This window comes from Candidatus Halobonum tyrrellensis G22 (genome assembly GCF_000495475.1).
Lineage (GTDB): Archaea > Halobacteriota > Halobacteria > Halobacteriales > Haloferacaceae > Halobonum > Halobonum tyrrellense.
This window is the reverse complement of sequence record NZ_ASGZ01000018.1, coordinates 12,408-30,576: the sequence shown is the minus strand read 5'-3', so window position 1 is coordinate 30,576 and position 18,169 is coordinate 12,408. Positions and strand designations below refer to the sequence as shown.

Here is an 18,169-nt window from a genome sequence, read left to right as displayed (position 1 = left end):
ACCACCGCGACGACCCGGGGTGACGCGCCGGGCGAGACCACGGACCGCCGCCCGGACCGGAGCCGCCGGACCGCGCTCGCGGGCGTCGCCGTCGTCGCCGCACTCACCGGGTGGCGGCACGAATCGGACTCGCAAGCGGGGACGCGGACGAGGCGGACGGCGCGGCTACGCGCTGGCGTCGGTGAGGTACTTCTCGTTCAACTCCCACTCGCCGCGGTCGTTCTCGACGAGGTACTCGCCGTAGTACGGCACGCGGTTGGCCACCACCTCGCGGAACGCCTCCCGTATCTCCGCGCGGCTCATCTCCCCCATCGACCGGAGGTCGTCGTTGCGGTTGAGACAGCCCTTCAGGTACCCCTCGTGGGTGACGCGGACGCGCCCGCAGTTGGCACAGAAGTTCTCGTTGCCGACGGGGTCGACTATCTCGACCATCCCCGCCCCCTCGTCGCTCAACCCGTCGGCCGGCGCCGCGCCGTCCGGGTCGGTGTCGCTCACCCAGTAGCGCTTGCGGTCGTGCATCTCGCGGTGTTCCACCCGGTCGGCGATGTCGCCGAGCCAGTCGTGGACCCGCCCGATGTCGATGTTCCACTCGGGCCGGCCGGTGAGTTCGGGCATGTACTCGATGAGTTGGAGTTGGAGCCCGTCGTTGGCCGCGACGTGGTCGACCATCCCCTCGACGTAGCCCGCGGTGTGTTCGAACACGACCATGTTGAGCTTCACCGGCGCCAGCCCCGCGTCGAGCGCCGCCTCGACCCCCTCCATCACCCGGTCGTACGCGCCCGACTTCGTGATCTCGGCGAACGCGTCGGGGTCGAGCGCGTCCTGCGAGACGTTCACCCGGTCGAGCCCCGCCTCCGCGAGCGCCTCGGCGCGGCCGGGGAGGAACGTCCCGTTGGTGGTCATCGACGTCTCCATCGAGTCGGGCGTCCGCCGAAGTATCCCCTCCAAGTCCTCCCGGAGCATCGGCTCGCCCCCGGTGAACTTCACCGAGTCGACGCCGAACTCGGAGACCACCTCCAGAAAGCGGACGACGTCGTCGGCGTCCATCTCGTCGTCCGCCGGCTCCATCGGCCCGCGCGTGTCGCCCAGCCCCTCGTTGTGACAGTAGACGCAGTCGAAGTTGCAGCGGTCGGTGAGCGAAACTCGGACCCCGGTGACCTCGCGTCCGAACTCGTCCGAAAGCGGGGTCGACATACGCCCATCCAGCCGCCGGACGTACTTGAATCTGCGGGGGAATCCGGACGGACGAAACCGTTCGCGGTTACGTCGGTCGGCGCGGCCGACCGACGGGGTCCCGACGAGCGACGCGTTCGGACCGTCGCGTGTCCGCTCGCACCCAACAGAACTACAGGGGATGATTCAGATAGCGAGCCGTGGAACGGAACGAAACCGACCGGGTGTTCCACGCGCTCGCGGACGGACGGCGGCGGTGTGTGGTCGAACTCCTCCACGACCACGGCACGATCACGCTCGCCGACCTGGCCGACGAGGTGGTCTCGCGCGAGCGCGACGCCCGACTCACCGAGGTCCCCGCCGACGCGGTGCGCGACGCCTACCTCTCGCTGTACCACCGCCACCTCCCGCGGCTGGAGGCGGCCGACGTCGCCGCGTACGACCAGGAGCGCGACGCGGTCCGGTGGCTCGACACCCCGGCGTCGTCGCTCGCGCTCACCCTCCTCGAACGGACGGACGCCGTCGCGCCGTGACGCGACCCCCCGGCGTCGGTCGGGGAACGGGACGCGCCGCCCGGTGGGAAACCCTTATTCGCCGTCCTCGCCGAACCCGGACATGGACGACCCCACGGAGTCGGAGGTGCGCGAACGGCTCGCGTCCGTCGACGACCCCGCGCTCGGCGGCGATATCGTCTCGCTCGGGCTGGTCAACGCCGTCGACGTCGACGACGAGGCGGGCGTCATCCGAGTGTCGCTCGCGCTCGGCGCGCCGTACGCCCCCGCCGAGACGGGGGTCGCGGCGTCGGTCCGCGACGCGCTCTCGGAGTTCGGCTACGAGGTCGACCTGAGCGCGCACGTCGACGACGGCGCCGACGAGGAGGTGCTGCCGGGCGTGAAGAACGTCGTCGCTGTCGCGTCGGGGAAGGGCGGCGTCGGCAAGTCCACCGTCGCGGTCAACCTCGCGGCGGGGCTGTCGCAACTCGGCGCGCGCGTCGGCCTGTTCGACGCCGACGTGTACGGCCCGAACGTCCCCCGGATGGTCGACGCCGACGAGGCGCCGCAGGCAACCGAGGAGGAGACCATCGTTCCCCCCGTCAAGTACGGGATGAAGCTGATGAGCATGGCGTTCCTCGTCGGCGAGGACGACCCCGTCATCTGGCGCGGGCCGATGGTGCACAAACTCCTGACCCAACTCGTCGAGGACGTCGAGTGGGGCCAACTCGACTACCTCGTGCTCGACCTGCCGCCGGGGACCGGCGACACCCAGTTGACGGTGCTCCAGACGCTCCCGCTGACCGGCGCGGTCATCGTCACCACCCCCCAGGAGGTGGCGCTCGACGACGCCAACAAGGGACTCCAGATGTTCGGCAAACACGACACGAACGTCCTCGGCGTCGTCGAGAACATGAGCGGGTTCGTCTGCCCCGACTGCGGGAGCGAACACGACGTGTTCGGCAAGGGCGGCGGCCGCGACTTCGCCGCCGACAACGACCTGCCGTTCCTCGGCGGGGTGCCGCTCGACCCCGCGGTGCGGTCGGGCGGCGACGGCGGCGAACCCGTCGTACTCGGCGAGGGCGAGGCCGCCGACGCGTTCCGCGTCGTCACCGAGAACGTGGCGAACAACGTCGGCGTCGTGCGCCGGCGGGCGGTCAGCGCGCGGGCCTCGGCCGACACGCCGACGCAGAGTCGGTAGTCGACAGGAGCGTTCGCGACGCCGGCTCGGCGGTCGGGGCGTCGCGAAAGCGGACCCGGGCGGTCGGACGAGCGCCGGCCGCCCCGACCTGTCAGCTGGTAATCCCTTCGTCACCACGGATTTGTTTTAGACGGGCGTAGGGGCCGTATGGCTTCCCCGACAGCGAACGCGGTCGGTCTACTCCAACTCGTCCTCGGGATAACGTTCGCGGCGATAGCTGCGGGTGCCATACTGGCAGTCCTCGGTAACCCGACCGAGGTGTGGGTGAGCGTTCTGATCGGAGTCGTCGGATGTGTAGTCGGGTTCGCCGTCGTCTACGGGTCGGCGGTCGTGGAGGGCTACGACCGACGGTGACCCCGGCGTCCCGGCCCTCCGAGCGGTAGCCCTCCGGTCGAGACGCCGGGTCTCGGACGGGAGAGCGGGCGCACGGGCGGGCCGCGGACGTGGGGCCCGCCGCACGAGTCGCGGGGTCAGCTGTCGAGCGGCCGTCCCGGTTTCCCCTCCCGCCCGCGCCCGCGGTCAGACGAACCGGAACAGCGCGAGCAGCGTTCCCACGGACGCCAGCGTCGTGACGAACACGTTGACCGACGCGAGGTCCGCGTCGCCGCCGAGTTCGGAGGCGTAGACGAACGTGGAGACGGCGGTGGGCATCGCGAGCATCACCACGCCCGCGCGGGTGGTCGAGGGGTCGGCCGCCAGCAGCGTGAACACCCCGAACGCCACCGCGGGCATCAGCGCCATCTTGAGGAACACAACCGACCCGACCGTCGGGAGGTCCAACGTCTCGCCGTCGAACGACAGCGACGCGCCCACCGCCACCAGCGCGACCGGGAGCGCGAGTTCCGACACGACGCCCAGCCCCGCGGTGACCGCGTCGGGGACGTGGACGGAGAGCGCGGCACAGCAGAGGCCGACCGCCAGCGCCGCGAGCACCGGGTTGGTGAACACCTCGCGGAGGCGTCCGCGCAGGTCCGCGTCGGCGTCGTTGACCGCCGACAGCACCATCAGCGTCAGCGGCACCTGCGTCAGGATGCCCGCCCCGAGGACGAGACTCGCCTTCGCGGTGACGACGCCGCCGAACGTCGCGGCGGTGATGGGCAAGCCGAGAAAGCCCAGGTTGCAGTGGTACGACTGGACGACCGCGACGCCGCGGACCGACGACGCCTTCCGGCCGTGGACGACCCAGCCGACGCCCGCGACCGCGAGCAGCACCGCCCACACGCCCACCAACAGCCGGGGGTCGAACACCGTCTCCAGCGACGTGGAGGCGGTCGACGTGAACACCAGCGCCGGGAGCGCGACGTAGAAGGCGAGCGAGGTGAGCAGGTCGCGGCGGCGGTCGTCGACCAGTCCGACCCGCCGGGCGAGGAAGCCGACGCACAGCAGAACGAGGAGGTAGAGGAGGTTCGAGACGACGCTCACACTCACCCTGTAGCGGCGGGGGCATTCGGTCTTACGGTCGGAAACTTGACGAACAGATAGATCGATCGTGATTATTTGATCGCGGCGCGCGGACGGCCGGCACCTCGGGAGGAATCGTAAACGATCGTCCAGGTTGGTCCGGCGACCGACCGCGCGGGCGGGGGCGGGGTCGAACCGCGTCGGCCGGCCGACGAGAGTAAGCGATTAGCCGGCGGGCGCGCGAGCGGGAGGCGTGACCGACTCCGACGCGCCGGACGACGCCGGACACGACCCCGACCACCGGGACGGGCGGGACGACCGCGGGGGCGAGCGAACGACCGCCGCGGACGCCGACCGCTCGGACGCTGACCGCTCGGACGACGAGCGACGGGAACTGCTGCGCGCCGTCGCCGACGACGTCCGCGGCGAGTCGAGCGAGTCGCGGCAGGTGGCGGCGATCCTCTACCGGGTCTCGGACCTGTACGACCCCGGGGAGGACACCTCGCCCGAGGAGATATACCTCAACGTCCGCAACATCGTGAACGTGAAAGAACGCGGCGGGTTGCGGCGCGAGCGGACCGAGGAGTAGCCCCGCCGCGGGGGGGGAGGCTCCCGGGCTCCTCTACTGGAACGTGCGGCCGAGGTCGGCCTCGCGCTCCTCGCGCGCTTCCCGGTTCTGGAACCGCTGTTCGATCTCCTCGTAGCGCTCCTTGGTCTCGTCGGTGACCGAGGGGTGGACCGAGTCGAGCGCCTGCTCGAAGTGCTCCATCGTGACCCGGACGTTGCCGATCGAGTCGTCGATATCCTCGGGGGTGACCGACTCGATGAACTCCCGGGAGGCGTTCATCGACGCCTCGCGGCAGACCGCCTCGATGTCGGCGCCGACGTACCCCTCCGAGCGCCGGGCGAGACTGTCGATGTCGACGCCGTCGGCGAGCGGCTTGTTCCGCGTGTGCACCTCGAAGATCTTCCGGCGCGCCTCCTCGTCGGGGACGGGCACGTGGACGTGCCGGTCGAGTCGACCCGGGCGCAACAGCGCCGAGTCGATCAGGTCGGGCCGGTTGGTGGTGGCGACGACCACCACGTCCTCGAGCGTCTCCAGCCCGTCGAGTTCCGTGAGCAGTTGGGAGACGACCCGCTCGCTCACGCCCGAGTCGCCCGAGTTACGCCCGCGTTCGGTGGCGATCGCGTCGATCTCGTCGAAGAAGATGACGGTCGGGGCGTTCTCGCGCGCCTTGCTGAACACCTCGCGCACCCCCTTCTCCGACTCGCCGACGAACTTGTTGAGCAGTTCCGGCCCCTTCACGGAGATGAAGTTGGACTCGGACTCGTTGGCGACGGCCTTCGCGAGCAGGGTCTTCCCCGTCCCGGGCGGGCCGTACATCAACACGCCCTTCGCGGACTCCATGTCCATCGCCTCGAACACCTCGGGGTAGTCGAGCGGCCACTGGATCGTCTCGCGGAGCCGCTCTTTGGTGCCCTCCAGCCCCCCGACGTCGTCCCAGACCACGTCGGGCACCTCGACGAACACCTCCCGGAGCGCCGACGGCTCGACGCCCTTCATCGCGTCTTTCACGTCGTTGTCGGTGACCTCGATCGACTCCAGCACCTCGGCGTCGATCTCGTCCGCCTCGAGGTCGATCTGCGGGCGGATGCGGCGGAGCGCGTTCATGCCCGCCTCCTTCGCCAGCGACTCGAGGTCGGCGCCGACGAACCCGTGGGTCGACTCCGCGTACGCGTCGAGGTCGACGTCGTCGGTCAGCGGCATGTTCCGCGTGTGGACCTGGAGGATCTCCTTGCGGCCGTCGCGGTCCGGGACGCCGATCTCGATCTCGCGGTCGAACCGGCCGCCGCGGCGCAGGGCGGGGTCGATCGCGTCGACGCGGTTGGTCGCGCCGATCACGACCACCTCGCCGCGCTCCTCGAGCCCGTCCATCAGCGACAGCAGTTGTGCGACCACGCGCCGCTCGACGTCGCCGCCCGCCTCCTCGCGTTTGGGCGCGATCGAGTCGAGCTCGTCCATGAAGATGATCGCGGGCGCGTTCTCCGACGCGTCCTCGAACACCTCACGCAGCTGCTCTTCGGACTCGCCGTAGTACTTCGACATGATCTCCGGCCCCGAGACCGTCTGGAAGTGGGCGTCGATCTCGTTGGCGACCGCCTTGGCGATCAGCGTCTTTCCGGTGCCCGGCGGGCCGTGGAGCAGCACGCCCTTCGGCGGGTCGATGCCGAGCCGCTTGAACAGCTCGGGGTGGCGCATCGGCAGCTCGATCATCTCGCGGACCTGCTCCAGTTCGCGGTCGAGTCCGCCGATGTCCTCGTAGGTCACGTCGGGCGTCTCGGCGCCCGTCGCCGATCCTTCGGTGATCTCCTCGGCGGGGCGCTCGCTGATCTCGACTTCGGTCGAGTCGGTGATCACGACCGTCCCCGACGGCGCGGTGGAGGCGATCTTGAGCGGGACGGCCTGCGAGCCGCCGCCCATCAGCCCCAGCCCGAGCGGGAACCGGATGGTCTGCCCTTGGGTGACGGGCTGGCCCGAGAGCTTGTCGCGGATGATCGACCCGACGTTCCCCCGGATGCCGAACTGCTGGGGGAGCGCGATCGTGATCCGCTCGGCCGGCTCGACGTCCGCGGCCTCGATCTCGACGCGGTCGTCGATGCCGACGCCGGCCTCCTGGCGCAGTTGGCCGTCGATCCGGACGACGCCGGTGTTGTCGTCCTCGGGGTAGCCGGGCCAGACACGCGCGATGGCGGTCGAGTCGCCCGCGATCCGGATGTAGTCGCCCCCCGAGAGCTCGAGCTCGTCGGCCGCGACGCGGTCGATAGCCGCGAGCCGACGCCCCGCGTCCTTCTGTTTGAGTGGTTTGACGGTGAGCTTCATTTGTCGACTCCGATGGTGAGTACGCCGTTGTGCGTGTCAACAGTTGCGGCCGGGCCGGGGAGGTCGAACTCGAACTCCTCGACCCCGCTGTCGCGGTCGGTCACGACGATGGCGGTCCCGTCGACGACGTCGACCGAGACGTCGCCCGCGGGCAGGTCGGCCGCGAGGACGGTCCGGTCGTCGTAGTCGTACCGACGCACGAACCGCTCCTGTCGACCGAGTGAGTGTCGTTGGGTCATTGTGCTAACTACAGGTAATCGTCGTAAGTATTTAAACTTGTCGCAGGAGACGGTACCCCCGTCCCCCCTTCGGTCCGGTGAGAGGTCGTGTTGCGGTTCACGCCCCGGCGGCGGTCCCGGCCCTTTATGCTCGCCGCTTCGCACGTTCGAGTATGCAACGGGTCGACCACCACGGGCGGGAGACGGCGTACCGCGTCTCGGACCGCGGCGGCGGCGGACCGGGACTGTTGTGCGTCCACGGCAGTGGCGGGGCGGCGGGCGTCTGGAAGGCCCAGTCGCGGCTCGCCGACCGGACGCCGGTCGCGGCGCTCGACCTGAGCGGCCACGGCGCGAGCGACGACGTCGAGGCGGCCGCGGGACCGGAGGCGCTCGAAGCGTACGCCGACGACCTCGTCGCCGTCGCCCGCGAGACGGGAGCCCGCGTGCTCGTCGGCAACTCGCTGGGCGGCGCCGTGGCGCTGTGGGTCGCACTGGAGCGGGACCTGCCGCTCTCGGGGCTGGTGCTCGCGGGAACGGGCGCGCGGCTGGCGGTGCTCGACGACCTGCTGGGGTGGCTGGCGGACGACTTCGACCGCGCCGTCGAGTTCCTCCACGCCCCCGACCGCCTGTTTCACGACCCCGACGGGCCGTACGCCGACGCGTCGGCCGCCGCGATGCGCGAGACGGGGCGCGCGGTCACCGAGCGCGACTTCCAGACGTGTCACTCGTTCGACGTCCGTGACCGCCTCGGCGAGGTCGACGTCCCGGCGGTCGCGGTCGTCGGCGCGCACGACCAGTTGACGCCGCGACACTACCACGACTACTTCGCCGACGAGATGCCCGACTGCGAGGTGCGCGTGGTCGACGACGCCGCCCACCTGACGATGCTCGAACGGCCCGACGCGTTCAACGCGGCCGTCGAGTCGCTACTCGACCGGCTCTGACCGGCCCGTCGCCCTCGGCCGAAGCTTCATCCGCGGTGACGGGCGCACACGCTCCGTGACCTGACCCGTCGCCCCGGGGCGCCGCGCAGTCGCGTGGTCGCGCGCTTCGGGGTCCGTACGGCCGCGCGGCCACCTGCTCGCCAGCCACCCCGCCCGGAGCCGTCGCGGTCGGTCGGGGAGTCGGGTCGCCTCAGTAGATGTCGTCGACGTCGCCCTCGACGTGGCCGTGTTCCTCGGCGGGGAACTCCCCGCCCTCGACCGCCTCCCGGAACCCCGAGACGGCACGCTCCATCTCGCCGCGCACGTCGCCGAACTGCTCGGAGAAGGGCGGCGAGCGGTCGCTCAGCCCGAGCACGTCGGTGATCACGAGCACCTGCCCGTCGACGTCGGGACCCGCGCCGATGCCGATGGTCGGGGTGTCGAGCGCGTCGGTCACCTGCGCCGCGAGGTTCGACGGGACGTGCTCCAACACCAGCGAGAACGCGCCCGCCGCCTCGTGGTCGCGGGCCAACTCGAGGATGCGCTCGGCCGCGTCGCGGTCGGTGCCCTGCCGCGCGTAGCCGAGTTTGTTGACGTGTTGGGGGGTGAGACCGAGGTGCGCCATCACCGGGATGCCCAGGTCCGAGAGCCGCCGGGTCAGTTCGACGGTGTGGGGACCGCTCTCCAGTTTGACCGCGTCGGCGTCGGCCTCCTTCAGCAGGCGGCCGGCGTTCTCGACGCTGTCGGCGTCGTCGACGCCGAACGAGAGGAACGGCATGTCCGCGACCACGAGCGCCTCGTCGGTCGCGCGCGCGACCGCCGCGGTCCGACTCTCCACCTCCTCGAGCGTCACCGGGAGCGTCGAGTCGTAGCCGAGCACCGCGTTCCCCATGCTGTCGCCGACGAGCACCGCGTCGACGCCCGCCGCCTCGACGACGGACGCCGTGGGCGCGTCGTACGCCGTGAGCATCGTTATCGGCTCCGAACCCGCCTTCTCGCGGAGGCTCCGCGTGGTCGTCATGCCCGGGCGTTCGCGGACGAGGGAGTAAACCCGTGCGGTCGGCGCGTCCGCGCCGGCGGCCGCGGGCGCACGCCGAGCAGGTGCCGTCGGGGTCGACGGGACGATGGGGCGACCGACCGACGCGAGCGACGGCGAGCCGTCCGAGCGGGCGTAAATCGTCCGAGCGGGCGCGAACCGACACGGCCTTTGCCGCGCGGTCGAACCGGTTCCCGTGCCCGAGCGCGTCGAGCGGACCGACCCCGACGGGGTCGACTTCGGCTGGGTGATGCAGACCACGTTCGTCCTCACCATCGCGTTCGGCGCGCCGCTGGTGGCCGCGCTGTCGGCGACGCGGACGCTCCCGACGTGGGGCGCCCGCGCCGAGTTCGCGGTCCGGGTGGGCGCGGTCGTCTGGCTCTGTACCGCGGTCGCGGTGTTCTGGTACGCCCGGACGTACCGAGGCGACCCGGACGCCGAGCCCGATCAGACGTAGACGAACGCCACGTCCGCCCGGTCGGCCGTCACCGCGTCCCGCTCGGAGTCGCCGACGAACAGCGCCCGCTCGGGCGGCACGCCGAGGTCCGACAGCGTCGCCAGCAGCGGCTCCGGGTCGGGCTTGTACGTCGGACACGAGTCGCGCCCGACCACCGCCGCGACGTGGTCCACCAGGTCGTGGGTGTCGAGGGCGGTCCGGACCGCCGCCTCGCTGTTGAGCGAGCAGACGCCCGTCGGCACCGACAGCGGGAGGTGGTCGGCGTGCGCCAGCCGGTCCGACTGCCGTGCGCCGTCACACTCGCGGTCGGAGAGTCGCTCCTCCAGTTCCGTCCGCAGGCCCAACTCGTCCGACCGGCCGAGCAGTCCCCAGAGGTCGTCGCCCGCGGGGTCGTGACCGCGCGTCTCGAACAGCGCCGCCGCGTCCGCCCGGGCGGCGCCCCAGTCGACCGCCAGGTCGACCAGCGTCCCGTCGAGGTCGAACACCACCGCGTCGTAGCCGTCGTACTCGTCGGGTCCGGCGACCGTCCCCGCCCCGGCCGCGGGGTCGGGGCCGTCCCGGCTCACCCGAGCACCTCCCGCGCGATGATGTTCTTCTGGATCTGGGTCGTCCCCTCGTAGATGGTGGTCACCTTCGCGTCGCGGTAGAACCGCTCGACGTCGAACTCCGTCGTGTAGCCGTACCCGCCGTGGACCTGGACCGCCTCGTTCGTCACGTCGACCGCCGACTCGCTCGCGAAGTACTTCGCCATCGACGCCAGCAGCCGGGGGTCCTCGCCCGCGTCAGACTGGCGGGCCGCCTCGCGGACGAGCAGCCGCGACGCCTCCACGCTCGTCGCCATCTCCGCTATCTTGTGCCGTATCGTCTGAAAGTCGGCGATCGGGCGGTCGAACTGCTCGCGGTCGCCCGCGTACTCGGCGGCGGCGTCGAGCGCCGCCTGCGCGACGCCGACCGCCTGGGCGGCGATGGCGATCCGACCGCCCGTCAATATCCGGAACGCCGCCGCCAGTCCCTCGCCCTCGGGCGTGAGCCGGTAGCGCTCGGGGACCTCCACGCCGTCGAAGCGCATCCCCACGGTGTCGGACGCGCGGAGGCCGAGTTTCTCCTCCTTCTTCCCGACTTCGACGCCGTTGCGGTCGGCGGGGACGAGGAACTGCGTCACCGAGTCGGGGTCGTCGGCGTCGGTCTTGGCGAACACGACGTAGACGCCCGCCCGCGCGCCGTTGGTGATCCACTGCTTCTCGCCGTCTATCACGTAGCCGTTCCCCTCGCGGGTCGCGGTGGTCGACATCTCCGCGGGGTTCGACCCCGCCTGCGGCTCCGAGAGGCAGAACGCGCCCACCGGGCGCCCGTCGGCCATCTCGGGGAGCCACTCGTCGCGCACCGCCTCGTCGGCGAACTCCGCGAGACACGAGGTGACGAGACAGTGGACCGACAGCGCGGTCGCCACCGCGAGGTGGCCGTACGCGAGTTCCTCGTTCACCACCGCGTACGTCGACCGGTCGGCGTCGTAGCCGCCGTACGCCGCGGGAACCGTCAGCCCGGTCAGGTCCAGGTCCGCCAGGTCGTCCCACACGTCCTCGGGGAACTCCCCCTCGGCGTCCGCCTCCCGGGCGCCCGGGCGAACGTCCTCGACCGCGAACTCGCGTACGAGGTCGCGGACGGCCCGCGCTTCGGCCGACAGCGCCGACGGCGAGTACGAGTAGGCGTCCATACGCGTCAGTGCGCGGCGGCCGGGTTAAAGCCTGTACCCGCTCGCGTCCGCCGTGTGCGCTCGTTCCCCGCGGTTCGCCGCTCGCTCTCGTCGGCACCGCTCGCGTTCGTCCGCTCGCCGCCCACGCCGCGCTCACCCGCGGAGCCACGCGAGCACGTCCGCGGGGTCGGCCGACAGCCCGCCCCCCTGCGCGAACGTCGGGCGACCGCCGCCGCCGCCGCCGAACTCGTCGGTCAGGTCGTCGACCACCGCGCCCGCGTCCACGTCGCCGTCGCTCGCCACGACGACGAACGGCGCGTCCCCCTCGCCGACGACCGCGACCACGGGCGTCTCGGGGGTGACGCGCTCCTGTGCGCGTTCGCCCACCGCGTTGGCGTCGAAGCCGTCGACGCTGCCGACCAGCCACGTCCGGCCGCAGCGTGAGGTCGCCTCCAACCCCGCGAGGCGGGCGTCGAGCACCTCCGCGCGGAGGGCCGCGAGTTCGGTCTCCGCCTCGCTCCGTTCGGCGCGGAGGCGGGCGGCGGCGTCGGCCAGGCCGTCGAGACCCGAGTCGAGTTCCCGCGCCGCGGCGCGGGCGGCGCGGTGGTCGCGCGCCCGGCGGTCGACCGCCGTGGGTCCGACCGCGAACTCGACGCGGGTGAGTCCCTCGCCGGGGTTCGACCGGTCGAGGAGGGTGACGGGTCCGATCTCGCGGGTGTTCGAGACGTGCGTGCCGCCGCAGGCCGCCCAGTCGAACCCGTCGATGGTGACGACCCGGACCGCGTCGGCGTCGGCCATCACCCCCTCCTCGGTCTTGGTGTTGAACGCGACCCGGTCGCTGGCTCGCGCCTCCTCGACCGGCACCTCCTCCCACGTCACGGCTCTGGAGTCCCACACCGCGCGGTTGACCAGTCGTTCGAGTTCGACCAGCACGTCGTCGTCGACGTCGGTCGAGGTGACGAAGTCGACGCGCACCTTCCCGTCGACGCGGCCGGCCTCGCCGCGGTCGGCGTCGTTCGCGCGACTCGCGTCGCCCGCCTCACCCGCGCCCGCGTCGTCCCCGCCGACCGGGTCGGCGGTGATGCCGAACCCGCCGTAGCCGAGGTCGTCGAGGAGTTCGCGCCCGGCGCCGTACAGCGCGTGACTCGCCGTGTGCGCCCGCGTGCAGTAGGTTCGGAAGGCGTCGTCGACGACGCCCGTCACCGTCTCGCCGGGCGCGACGTCGGGCGCCTCCGCGAGCGTGTGGACGACGCGCCCGTCGGCGGTCGACTGCACGTCGGTCACCGCGACCCCGGCGAGCGTGCCGCGGTCGGCGGGCTGACCGCCCGCCTCGGCGTAGAAGTACGTCTCCTCCAACTCCACCGTCCGGCCGTCGGCGGCGCGGACGGTCGTCTCGAACTCGCGCACCTCGGGCGCGGCGGGTGCGAGCGTCTCGCTCATGGCGTCGGGTGGACGCCGCGACGGGAAAAACGGGTCGCCCGCGGCAGTCGGCGCCCGGCCGGCCGGACCGCGGCTCGCTTCGCTCGCGGGTTACTCGACCAGTTGCACGTCCAGCCGCTCTTCGAGCGTCCGGACGAGCGACCCGTCGACGCCCGCGCGGGCGGCGCGGCCCTGCTCGACCGCGAGCACGTCGTCCTCGTCGACGCCGAGTTCGGCCGCCAACTCCTCGGACGTGAGCCCCTCCTCCCGACGGGCGGCCTCGGCCCGTTCGCCGTACCCCTTGACGAGGTACGGGAGGCGGTCGTCCTCGTAGTCGGTGCCCTCCTCCTCCCAGCGCTTGCGGCCGCCCCGCGAGGAGTCGATGATCTTCGCGGTGTTCTGGGCCGCGCGCTTCTTCCGGTTGGTGCGCTCGCCGTCGCGGGGTCCCCCCTCCTGGTCGGACTGCTTGCGCTCCTTCGAGCGGTTCTCGCCGTGCGGTGTGCAGCTATCGCACACCAGCAGGTCGGCGCCGGCCACGTTGGCCCGCGTGAGCTTCACGTCCTCGCGCCCGCAGAGTTCACAGGCGTCGCCGGACCCCCCGCCGCCCCCGCCGCCCGTCGAGTACTTGGCCATACCCCCCTGTACCCACCCTGACGATTTCAAACCCGCGCTCCGTCGCGCCCCGTCGGTCGGAGCCCGCGACCGAGTTCGGTCGAGACCGCGGCGCGACCGAACGGCGCCGAGCGTCGGAGCGGGGTTTTTGTGCGTCGAGGGCAACGTGTCGACCTATGGGTACAGGGAGGGGGCCAGCAGGGGGGAGTGGCTTCGCATCCGCGCTCGGCGGTCTCCGCGAGAGTTCGGCGTTCGAGGGACCGGTCGAACCGCTCGACGACCACGAGCACGGCAACGACCACTTCGCGCTGCTGTACGAGGGGTGCGACGAGCAGTTCGCCGCCGCGGTCCCGTTCGTCGAACAGGGACTCGAACGCGGCGAACGGGTGCTGTACGTCGTCGACGAGAGCAGCGAGGGGGCGGTCCGCGACGCGCTACGGGCGGGCGGGGTCGACGTGGACGGCGCCGTCGAGTCGGGCGCGCTCGTCGTCCACGGGACCCACGACACCTACCTGCGGGACGGAGCGTTCGACCCCGACGCGATGATCTCGTTTCTCGCCGAGGCGGCCGACGACGCGCTCTCGTCGTTCGAGGGGCTGCGTATCGTCGGCGAGATGACGTGGGTGCTCGGCGACGACCCCGAGGTGGAGGAGGTGATCGAGTACGAGGCGAAGCTCAACGACTTCCTCGCCGAACGGGACGCCGTCGCGCTGTGCGAGTACAACGTCGAACGGTTCTCCCCGGCGCTCGTCCGGGACGTGTTGTACACCCACCCGCACATCATCTCCGAGGACGTCGTCGCGCACAACGTCTACTACACGCCCCCCGAGGAGTTCTTCGGTCCCGACGCGGCGCGCTACGAGGTGGACCGTATGAAGCGGGCCCTCCTAGAGGGGACGCGGACCCGCGTGCGACTCGAAGACCGGACCGCGGAGCTGGAAGCCCAGAGCCGGCGGGTCGACAGGTTCGCGAACACGCTCGCACACGAACTCCGCAACCCGGTGCAGATCGGTCAGGGGTACAGCGAGCAGATCCCGCGGGAGGCGGCCCCGGAGGTGGTCGACTCCGTGCGGAGCGCCTTCGACCGGATAGACGACATGGTGGACGTGTTGCTGGCGCTGGTGCGGGGGGACGACGTGATGGGCGAGCGGACGGACGTTCCGCTCGCGGCGGTCGCGCGCGAGGCGTGGGACGGCGTCGACGCGCCGGAGGCGTCGCTCGCGGTGGACGCCGACCGCACGGTGCGCGCCGACGGGACGTACCTCCGGCACCTGTTCGCGAACCTGTTCGAGAACGCCGTCACGCACGGCGGGAGCGACGTCACCGTCACGGTCGGCGACCTGCCCGACGGGTTCGTCGTCGCCGACGACGGGGCGGGCATCCCGGCCGCCGACCGCGAGGCGGTGTTCGAGACGGGGTACACCACCGACCCCGGGCGGCGGGGGAGCGGGCTCGGACTGGCGTACGTCGACGAGTTCGCCCGGGTGTACGGGTGGACGTGTACGCTGACCGAGAGCGGGTCGGGCGGCGCCCGGTTCGAGTTCACGGGCGTCGACGCCGTCGAGTAGGGCCGACCGCGGGCGTCACCGAACGGCCGTCGGGGTCGGGCGCCCCGGTCGCCGGGATGACAAGAGTCAGGCGTGCCCGCGCCGCACCGTCGGGCATGAACGACAGGAGCGACGAGACCGACGGGAGCGACGCGGAGAACGCGCGCGACGACGGGACGAACGGCGTCCACATCGAGACGGCGGCGATACACGCCGGGCAGGAGCCGGACGGGGCGACGGGCGCGCTGATGACGCCCATCTACGCCAACTCGACGTACGAACAGGACGGTCCCGGCGACCACCGCGGCTACGAGTACAGCCGGACGGGCAACCCCACGCGGACGGACCTGGAGGCGAACCTCGCGGCGCTCGAAGGCGGGGCGTTCGGGCGCGCGTTCTCGTCGGGGATGGGGTCGATCAACACCGTTCTCAACCTGCTGGAGGCGGGCGACCACGTCGTCACCGGCGACGACGTGTACGGCGGCACCCACCGCATCTTCACGCAGGTGTACGAGGAGTACGACCTCTCGTTCGACTTCGTCGACACCACCGACCACGGCGCGGTCCGCGACGCCGTGCGCGACGACACCGCGCTGGTGTGGGTCGAGACGCCGACCAACCCGCTGATGCGTGTAAACGACATCGGCGCGCTCGCGGACATCGCCCACGAGCACGGCGCGCTCTGTGCGGTCGACAACACGTTCGCCACGCCGTACCTCCAGCGCCCGCTCGAACGCGGCGCGGACATCGTCTCCCACTCGCTCACCAAGTACCTCGGCGGCCACTCGGACGTGGTCGGCGGTGCGCTCGTCACCGACGACGCGGAGCTCGACGAGCGGTTGGGGTTCTACCAGAACTCGGTGGGCGCGACGCCGTCGCCGTTCGACTGCTTCCTCGTGCTCCGCGGGACGAAGACCCTCCCCGTCCGGATGGACCGCCACTGCGAGAACGCGTCCGAACTCGCCCGCTGGCTGGAGGGACACGACGCGGTCGACCGGGTGTACTACCCGGGGCTGGAGTCGCACCCCCAACACGACCTCGCCGCCGACCAGATGGACGGCTTCGGCGGGATGCTCTCGTTCGAGGTGGACGGCACGCTCTCGCAGGCGAGCGACGTGGTCTCGAACACCGAGGTGTTCACGCTCGCCGAGAGCCTCGGCGGCGTCGAGAGCCTGATCGAACAGCCCGCGGCGATGACCCACGCCGCCATCCCCCGCGAGGAGCGCGTGGCCGCGGGGCTGTCGGACGGCCTGGTCCGCGTCTCCGTCGGGGTCGAACACGTCGACGACATGAAGGCGGACCTGGACGCCGCGTTCGACGACGCGCTGTAGTCGGACGGCACCGGGCGCCGACCGCCGAGGGGGACCCCGGCGCCGGCGTGCGATCACCGCGGGGCGCAGGCCGCGGCAAACCTCGCCGCCCGCACGCGGATCCGAACCGTCTTATGGGCGTGTGACGGAGGCACACGCAATGAGTCACCGAGTCGGCGTCCTCGGCGCGACGGGCGCGGTGGGCCAGCGGTTCGTACAGCTACTCGACGGCCACCCGACGTTCGAGTTGGCGTGCGTGACGGCGAGCGACGCGAGCGCGGGCGACAGCTACGCGGAGGCGGCCAAGTGGCGGCTCGACACCCCGATCCCCGACGAGGTGGGCGAACTGACGGTCCGCGAGACGAGCGCCGAGGCGCTCCCGGACGACCTCGACCTGCTGTTCTCGTCGCTCCCGTCGGGCGTCGCCGCCGAGGTGGAACCCGACCTGTGTGAGGCGGGCTACGTCGTCTCGTCGAACTCCTCGAACGACCGGCTAGCCGACGACGTGCCGCTGACGATCCCGGAGATCAACCCGGGCCACCTCGACCTGATCGAGGTCCAGCGGGACGAACGCGGCTGGGACGGCGCGCTGATCAAGAACCCCAACTGCTCGACGATCACGATGGTGCCGACGCTGGCGGCGCTCACCGAGTTCGGACTCGAGCGCGTCCACGTCTCCACCCTCCAGGCGGTGTCGGGCGCGGGCTACTCGGGGGTCACGTCGATGGAGATCATCGACAACGCCGTCCCCCACATCGGCGGCGAGGAGGCGAAGATGGAGACGGAGAGCCGCAAACTCCTCGGCGAGTTCGACGGCGCGGAACTCACCCACCACGACGCCGAGGTGGCGGCCTCCTGCAACCGGATCCCCACCATCGACGGCCACCTGGAGAACGTGTTCGCGGAACTGGCCGACGACCCCTCGGTCGACGAGGTGCGCGAGGCGATGGCGTCGTACCCCGGCGCGGATCTGCACTCGTCGCCCGAGTCGCTGATCCACGTGTTCGGAGCCGACCACCCCGAGCGACCCCAGCCCCGGATGGACCGGATGCGCGGCGACGGGATGCAGGTGGTCGCGGGCGGCGTCCAGCCCACCCCGCGGGGCGTGAAGTACAACTGTCTCGCGCACAACACGATCCGCGGCGCCGCCGGCGCGTCGGTTCTCAACGGCGAACTCCTCGCGGACACCGGCTGGCTCTGAGGCCGGACGGGGAGCGCCGACGTGTCGCCTTCGGTGACAGTCCGCGAAAGGTATAGGTTTCCGGTCGCCGTAGCCGACGCGATGAACGACGAGTCCGTCGCGCCGCCCGGGTCGAACGGGGCGGGGAGCGACGGCGTACACGGGTGGCTGGCCGCCGCGGACGTGGCGGGACTCGTCGCGCTGGCGGCGTACGTGGTGGTCGGGGTGTTCGGCGACGGGGGTCTGCTGGCGTCGGCGTCGGGGCCGGTCCGGCTGGCGGCGGTGGCGTTCGTGGCGGCCGAACTCCTGATCCCGGTCTGGGTGTTCCTCGACGTACGCCGCCGGCCGGAGATGCGCGAGCGGGGGATGCTGTGGGTCCCCGCCGCGGCGATGCCCGTGTTGAACGTGTTCGGCCTCGCGGCGTACCTCGTCGAACGCGACCGGAAGGCGGGCGAGCGAGCGCCGGACGAGCGATAGGGGGTACGGCGGTAGACGGGCGAGCGATGACTGGCGAACACGGACGAACGGCGAGCGACGGCGCGCGGACCGCGACGGTGGCGCGAACGCGCTCGAAACGCCGGAACTCCGGGGGTCCGAGGCCGGTAGGCTATTCCGGCTCACGTCCGT

The 18,169-nt window shown here is 71.7% G+C and carries 19 protein-coding genes; 10 read left to right on the top strand and 9 right to left on the bottom strand.

The features are described from left to right. Window positions 1-165 precede the first annotated feature (165 nt). Window positions 166-1,194, bottom strand: coding sequence for a GTP 3',8-cyclase MoaA (moaA, locus tag K933_RS05715; protein ID WP_023393744.1), 1,029 nt, complete (start codon window positions 1,192-1,194; stop codon window positions 166-168). 179 nt (window positions 1,195-1,373) lie between these two features. Between moaA and K933_RS05710 the strand changes: the two genes are divergently transcribed. From K933_RS05710 to K933_RS05700, 3 genes are all read left to right on the top strand, one after another. Further along, window positions 1,374-1,706, top strand: coding sequence for a DUF7344 domain-containing protein (locus K933_RS05710; RefSeq protein WP_023393743.1), 333 nt, complete (start codon window positions 1,374-1,376; stop codon window positions 1,704-1,706). A gap of 82 nt (window positions 1,707-1,788) precedes the next feature. Then, the gene (locus K933_RS05705; RefSeq protein WP_023393742.1) at window positions 1,789-2,865 is read left to right on the top strand and encodes an Mrp/NBP35 family ATP-binding protein; all 1,077 of its coding nucleotides are present in this window, start codon (window positions 1,789-1,791) and stop codon (window positions 2,863-2,865) included. A 147-nt stretch (window positions 2,866-3,012) separates the two neighbouring features. After that, on the top strand, window positions 3,013-3,219 hold the full coding sequence (locus K933_RS05700; protein WP_023393741.1) for a hypothetical protein: 207 nt from the start codon (window positions 3,013-3,015) through the stop codon (window positions 3,217-3,219). Window positions 3,220-3,384: 165 nt separating this feature from the next. Here K933_RS05700 and K933_RS05695 read toward each other — a convergent pair whose 3' ends face one another. Beyond that, entirely contained in the window at window positions 3,385-4,287 is a 903-nt protein-coding gene (locus tag K933_RS05695; RefSeq protein WP_023393740.1) for an AEC family transporter, read from the bottom strand. 232 nt (window positions 4,288-4,519) lie between these two features. Here K933_RS05695 and K933_RS05690 point away from each other — a divergent pair, with 232 nt between their 5' ends. Further along, window positions 4,520-4,855, top strand: coding sequence for a hypothetical protein (locus K933_RS05690; protein WP_023393739.1), 336 nt, complete (start codon window positions 4,520-4,522; stop codon window positions 4,853-4,855). A 33-nt stretch (window positions 4,856-4,888) separates the two neighbouring features. Here K933_RS05690 and K933_RS05685 read toward each other — a convergent pair whose 3' ends face one another. Then, window positions 4,889-7,147, bottom strand: coding sequence for a CDC48 family AAA ATPase (locus K933_RS05685; protein WP_023393738.1), 2,259 nt, complete (start codon window positions 7,145-7,147; stop codon window positions 4,889-4,891). Continuing rightward, a complete protein-coding gene (locus K933_RS05680; protein ID WP_023393737.1) occupies window positions 7,144-7,386 on the bottom strand; it encodes a DUF7127 family protein in 243 nt (80 codons plus the stop codon). Before K933_RS05680 ends, K933_RS05685 begins: the two co-directional genes overlap by 4 nt. Before the next feature lie 152 nt (window positions 7,387-7,538). Here K933_RS05680 and K933_RS05675 point away from each other — a divergent pair, with 152 nt between their 5' ends. Next, window positions 7,539-8,309 carry an alpha/beta fold hydrolase gene (locus K933_RS05675; RefSeq protein WP_023393736.1) on the top strand — a complete coding sequence of 257 codons (771 nt, stop codon included), beginning with the start codon at window positions 7,539-7,541 and terminating at the stop codon, window positions 8,307-8,309. Between the two features lie 190 nt (window positions 8,310-8,499). Here K933_RS05675 and panB read toward each other — a convergent pair whose 3' ends face one another. Beyond that, on the bottom strand, window positions 8,500-9,309 hold the full coding sequence (gene panB / locus K933_RS05670) for a 3-methyl-2-oxobutanoate hydroxymethyltransferase (RefSeq protein WP_023393735.1): 810 nt from the start codon (window positions 9,307-9,309) through the stop codon (window positions 8,500-8,502). A gap of 211 nt (window positions 9,310-9,520) precedes the next feature. On the opposite strand from panB, the gene K933_RS05665 reads away from it, so the two are divergent. Beyond that, on the top strand, window positions 9,521-9,781 hold the full coding sequence (locus tag K933_RS05665; protein ID WP_023393734.1) for a DUF5822 domain-containing protein: 261 nt from the start codon (window positions 9,521-9,523) through the stop codon (window positions 9,779-9,781). Here the strand turns inward: K933_RS05665 and K933_RS05660 are convergent. The 4 genes from K933_RS05660 to K933_RS05645 all read right to left on the bottom strand — a co-directional run bounded on the left by K933_RS05660 (window position 9,772) and on the right by K933_RS05645 (window position 13,526). Beyond that, window positions 9,772-10,347, bottom strand: coding sequence for an HAD family hydrolase (locus tag K933_RS05660; protein WP_023393733.1), 576 nt, complete (start codon window positions 10,345-10,347; stop codon window positions 9,772-9,774). The two genes, K933_RS05665 and K933_RS05660, sit on opposite strands and share 10 nt — an antisense overlap. Beyond that, window positions 10,344-11,495 carry an acyl-CoA dehydrogenase family protein gene (locus K933_RS05655; protein WP_023393732.1) on the bottom strand — a complete coding sequence of 384 codons (1,152 nt, stop codon included), beginning with the start codon at window positions 11,493-11,495 and terminating at the stop codon, window positions 10,344-10,346. The genes K933_RS05660 and K933_RS05655 overlap by 4 nt, the downstream gene beginning before the upstream one ends. Before the next feature lie 132 nt (window positions 11,496-11,627). Continuing rightward, window positions 11,628-12,914 carry a serine-tRNA(Ala) deacylase AlaX gene (locus K933_RS05650; protein ID WP_023393731.1) on the bottom strand — a complete coding sequence of 429 codons (1,287 nt, stop codon included), beginning with the start codon at window positions 12,912-12,914 and terminating at the stop codon, window positions 11,628-11,630. Between the two features lie 90 nt (window positions 12,915-13,004). After that, window positions 13,005-13,526 (bottom strand): hypothetical protein, encoded by a 522-nt coding sequence (locus K933_RS05645; RefSeq protein ID WP_023393730.1) that lies wholly within the window; start codon window positions 13,524-13,526, stop codon window positions 13,005-13,007. A 155-nt stretch (window positions 13,527-13,681) separates the two neighbouring features. On the opposite strand from K933_RS05645, the gene K933_RS05640 reads away from it, so the two are divergent. The 4 genes from K933_RS05640 to K933_RS05625 all read left to right on the top strand — a co-directional run bounded on the left by K933_RS05640 (window position 13,682) and on the right by K933_RS05625 (window position 18,019). After that, window positions 13,682-15,073, top strand: coding sequence for an MEDS domain-containing protein (locus tag K933_RS05640; RefSeq protein WP_023393729.1), 1,392 nt, complete (start codon window positions 13,682-13,684; stop codon window positions 15,071-15,073). 95 nt (window positions 15,074-15,168) lie between these two features. Beyond that, on the top strand, window positions 15,169-16,383 hold the full coding sequence (locus tag K933_RS05635) for a cystathionine gamma-synthase (RefSeq protein WP_023393728.1): 1,215 nt from the start codon (window positions 15,169-15,171) through the stop codon (window positions 16,381-16,383). Window positions 16,384-16,522: 139 nt separating this feature from the next. Beyond that, complete coding sequence (gene asd / locus K933_RS05630) at window positions 16,523-17,563, top strand: aspartate-semialdehyde dehydrogenase (protein ID WP_023393727.1); 1,041 nt, start codon at window positions 16,523-16,525, stop codon at window positions 17,561-17,563. Window positions 17,564-17,644: 81 nt separating this feature from the next. Then, window positions 17,645-18,019, top strand: a complete 375-nt coding sequence (locus K933_RS05625) for a hypothetical protein (RefSeq protein ID WP_023393726.1) — start codon at window positions 17,645-17,647, stop codon at window positions 18,017-18,019. Window positions 18,020-18,169: the final 150 nt, after the last annotated feature.

Coding starts and splice junctions, on each gene's coding strand:
- K933_RS05640 (WP_023393729.1), top strand. CDS start 13,682: ATGGGTACAGGGAGGGGGCCAGCAGGGGGGAGTGGCTTCGCATCCGCG.
- K933_RS05705 (WP_023393742.1), top strand. CDS start 1,789: ATGGACGACCCCACGGAGTCGGAGGTGCGCGAACGGCTCGCGTCCGTC.
- K933_RS05625 (WP_023393726.1), top strand. CDS start 17,645: ATGAACGACGAGTCCGTCGCGCCGCCCGGGTCGAACGGGGCGGGGAGC.
- K933_RS05655 (WP_023393732.1), bottom strand. CDS start 11,495: ATGGACGCCTACTCGTACTCGCCGTCGGCGCTGTCGGCCGAAGCGCGG.
- K933_RS05680 (WP_023393737.1), bottom strand. CDS start 7,386: ATGACCCAACGACACTCACTCGGTCGACAGGAGCGGTTCGTGCGTCGG.
- K933_RS05645 (WP_023393730.1), bottom strand. CDS start 13,526: ATGGCCAAGTACTCGACGGGCGGCGGGGGCGGCGGGGGGTCCGGCGAC.
- asd (WP_023393727.1), top strand. CDS start 16,523: ATGAGTCACCGAGTCGGCGTCCTCGGCGCGACGGGCGCGGTGGGCCAG.
- panB (WP_023393735.1), bottom strand. CDS start 9,309: ATGACGACCACGCGGAGCCTCCGCGAGAAGGCGGGTTCGGAGCCGATA.
- K933_RS05700 (WP_023393741.1), top strand. CDS start 3,013: ATGGCTTCCCCGACAGCGAACGCGGTCGGTCTACTCCAACTCGTCCTC.
- K933_RS05650 (WP_023393731.1), bottom strand. CDS start 12,914: ATGAGCGAGACGCTCGCACCCGCCGCGCCCGAGGTGCGCGAGTTCGAG.
- moaA (WP_023393744.1), bottom strand. CDS start 1,194: ATGTCGACCCCGCTTTCGGACGAGTTCGGACGCGAGGTCACCGGGGTC.
- K933_RS05685 (WP_023393738.1), bottom strand. CDS start 7,147: ATGAAGCTCACCGTCAAACCACTCAAACAGAAGGACGCGGGGCGTCGG.
- K933_RS05675 (WP_023393736.1), top strand. CDS start 7,539: ATGCAACGGGTCGACCACCACGGGCGGGAGACGGCGTACCGCGTCTCG.
- K933_RS05635 (WP_023393728.1), top strand. CDS start 15,169: ATGAACGACAGGAGCGACGAGACCGACGGGAGCGACGCGGAGAACGCG.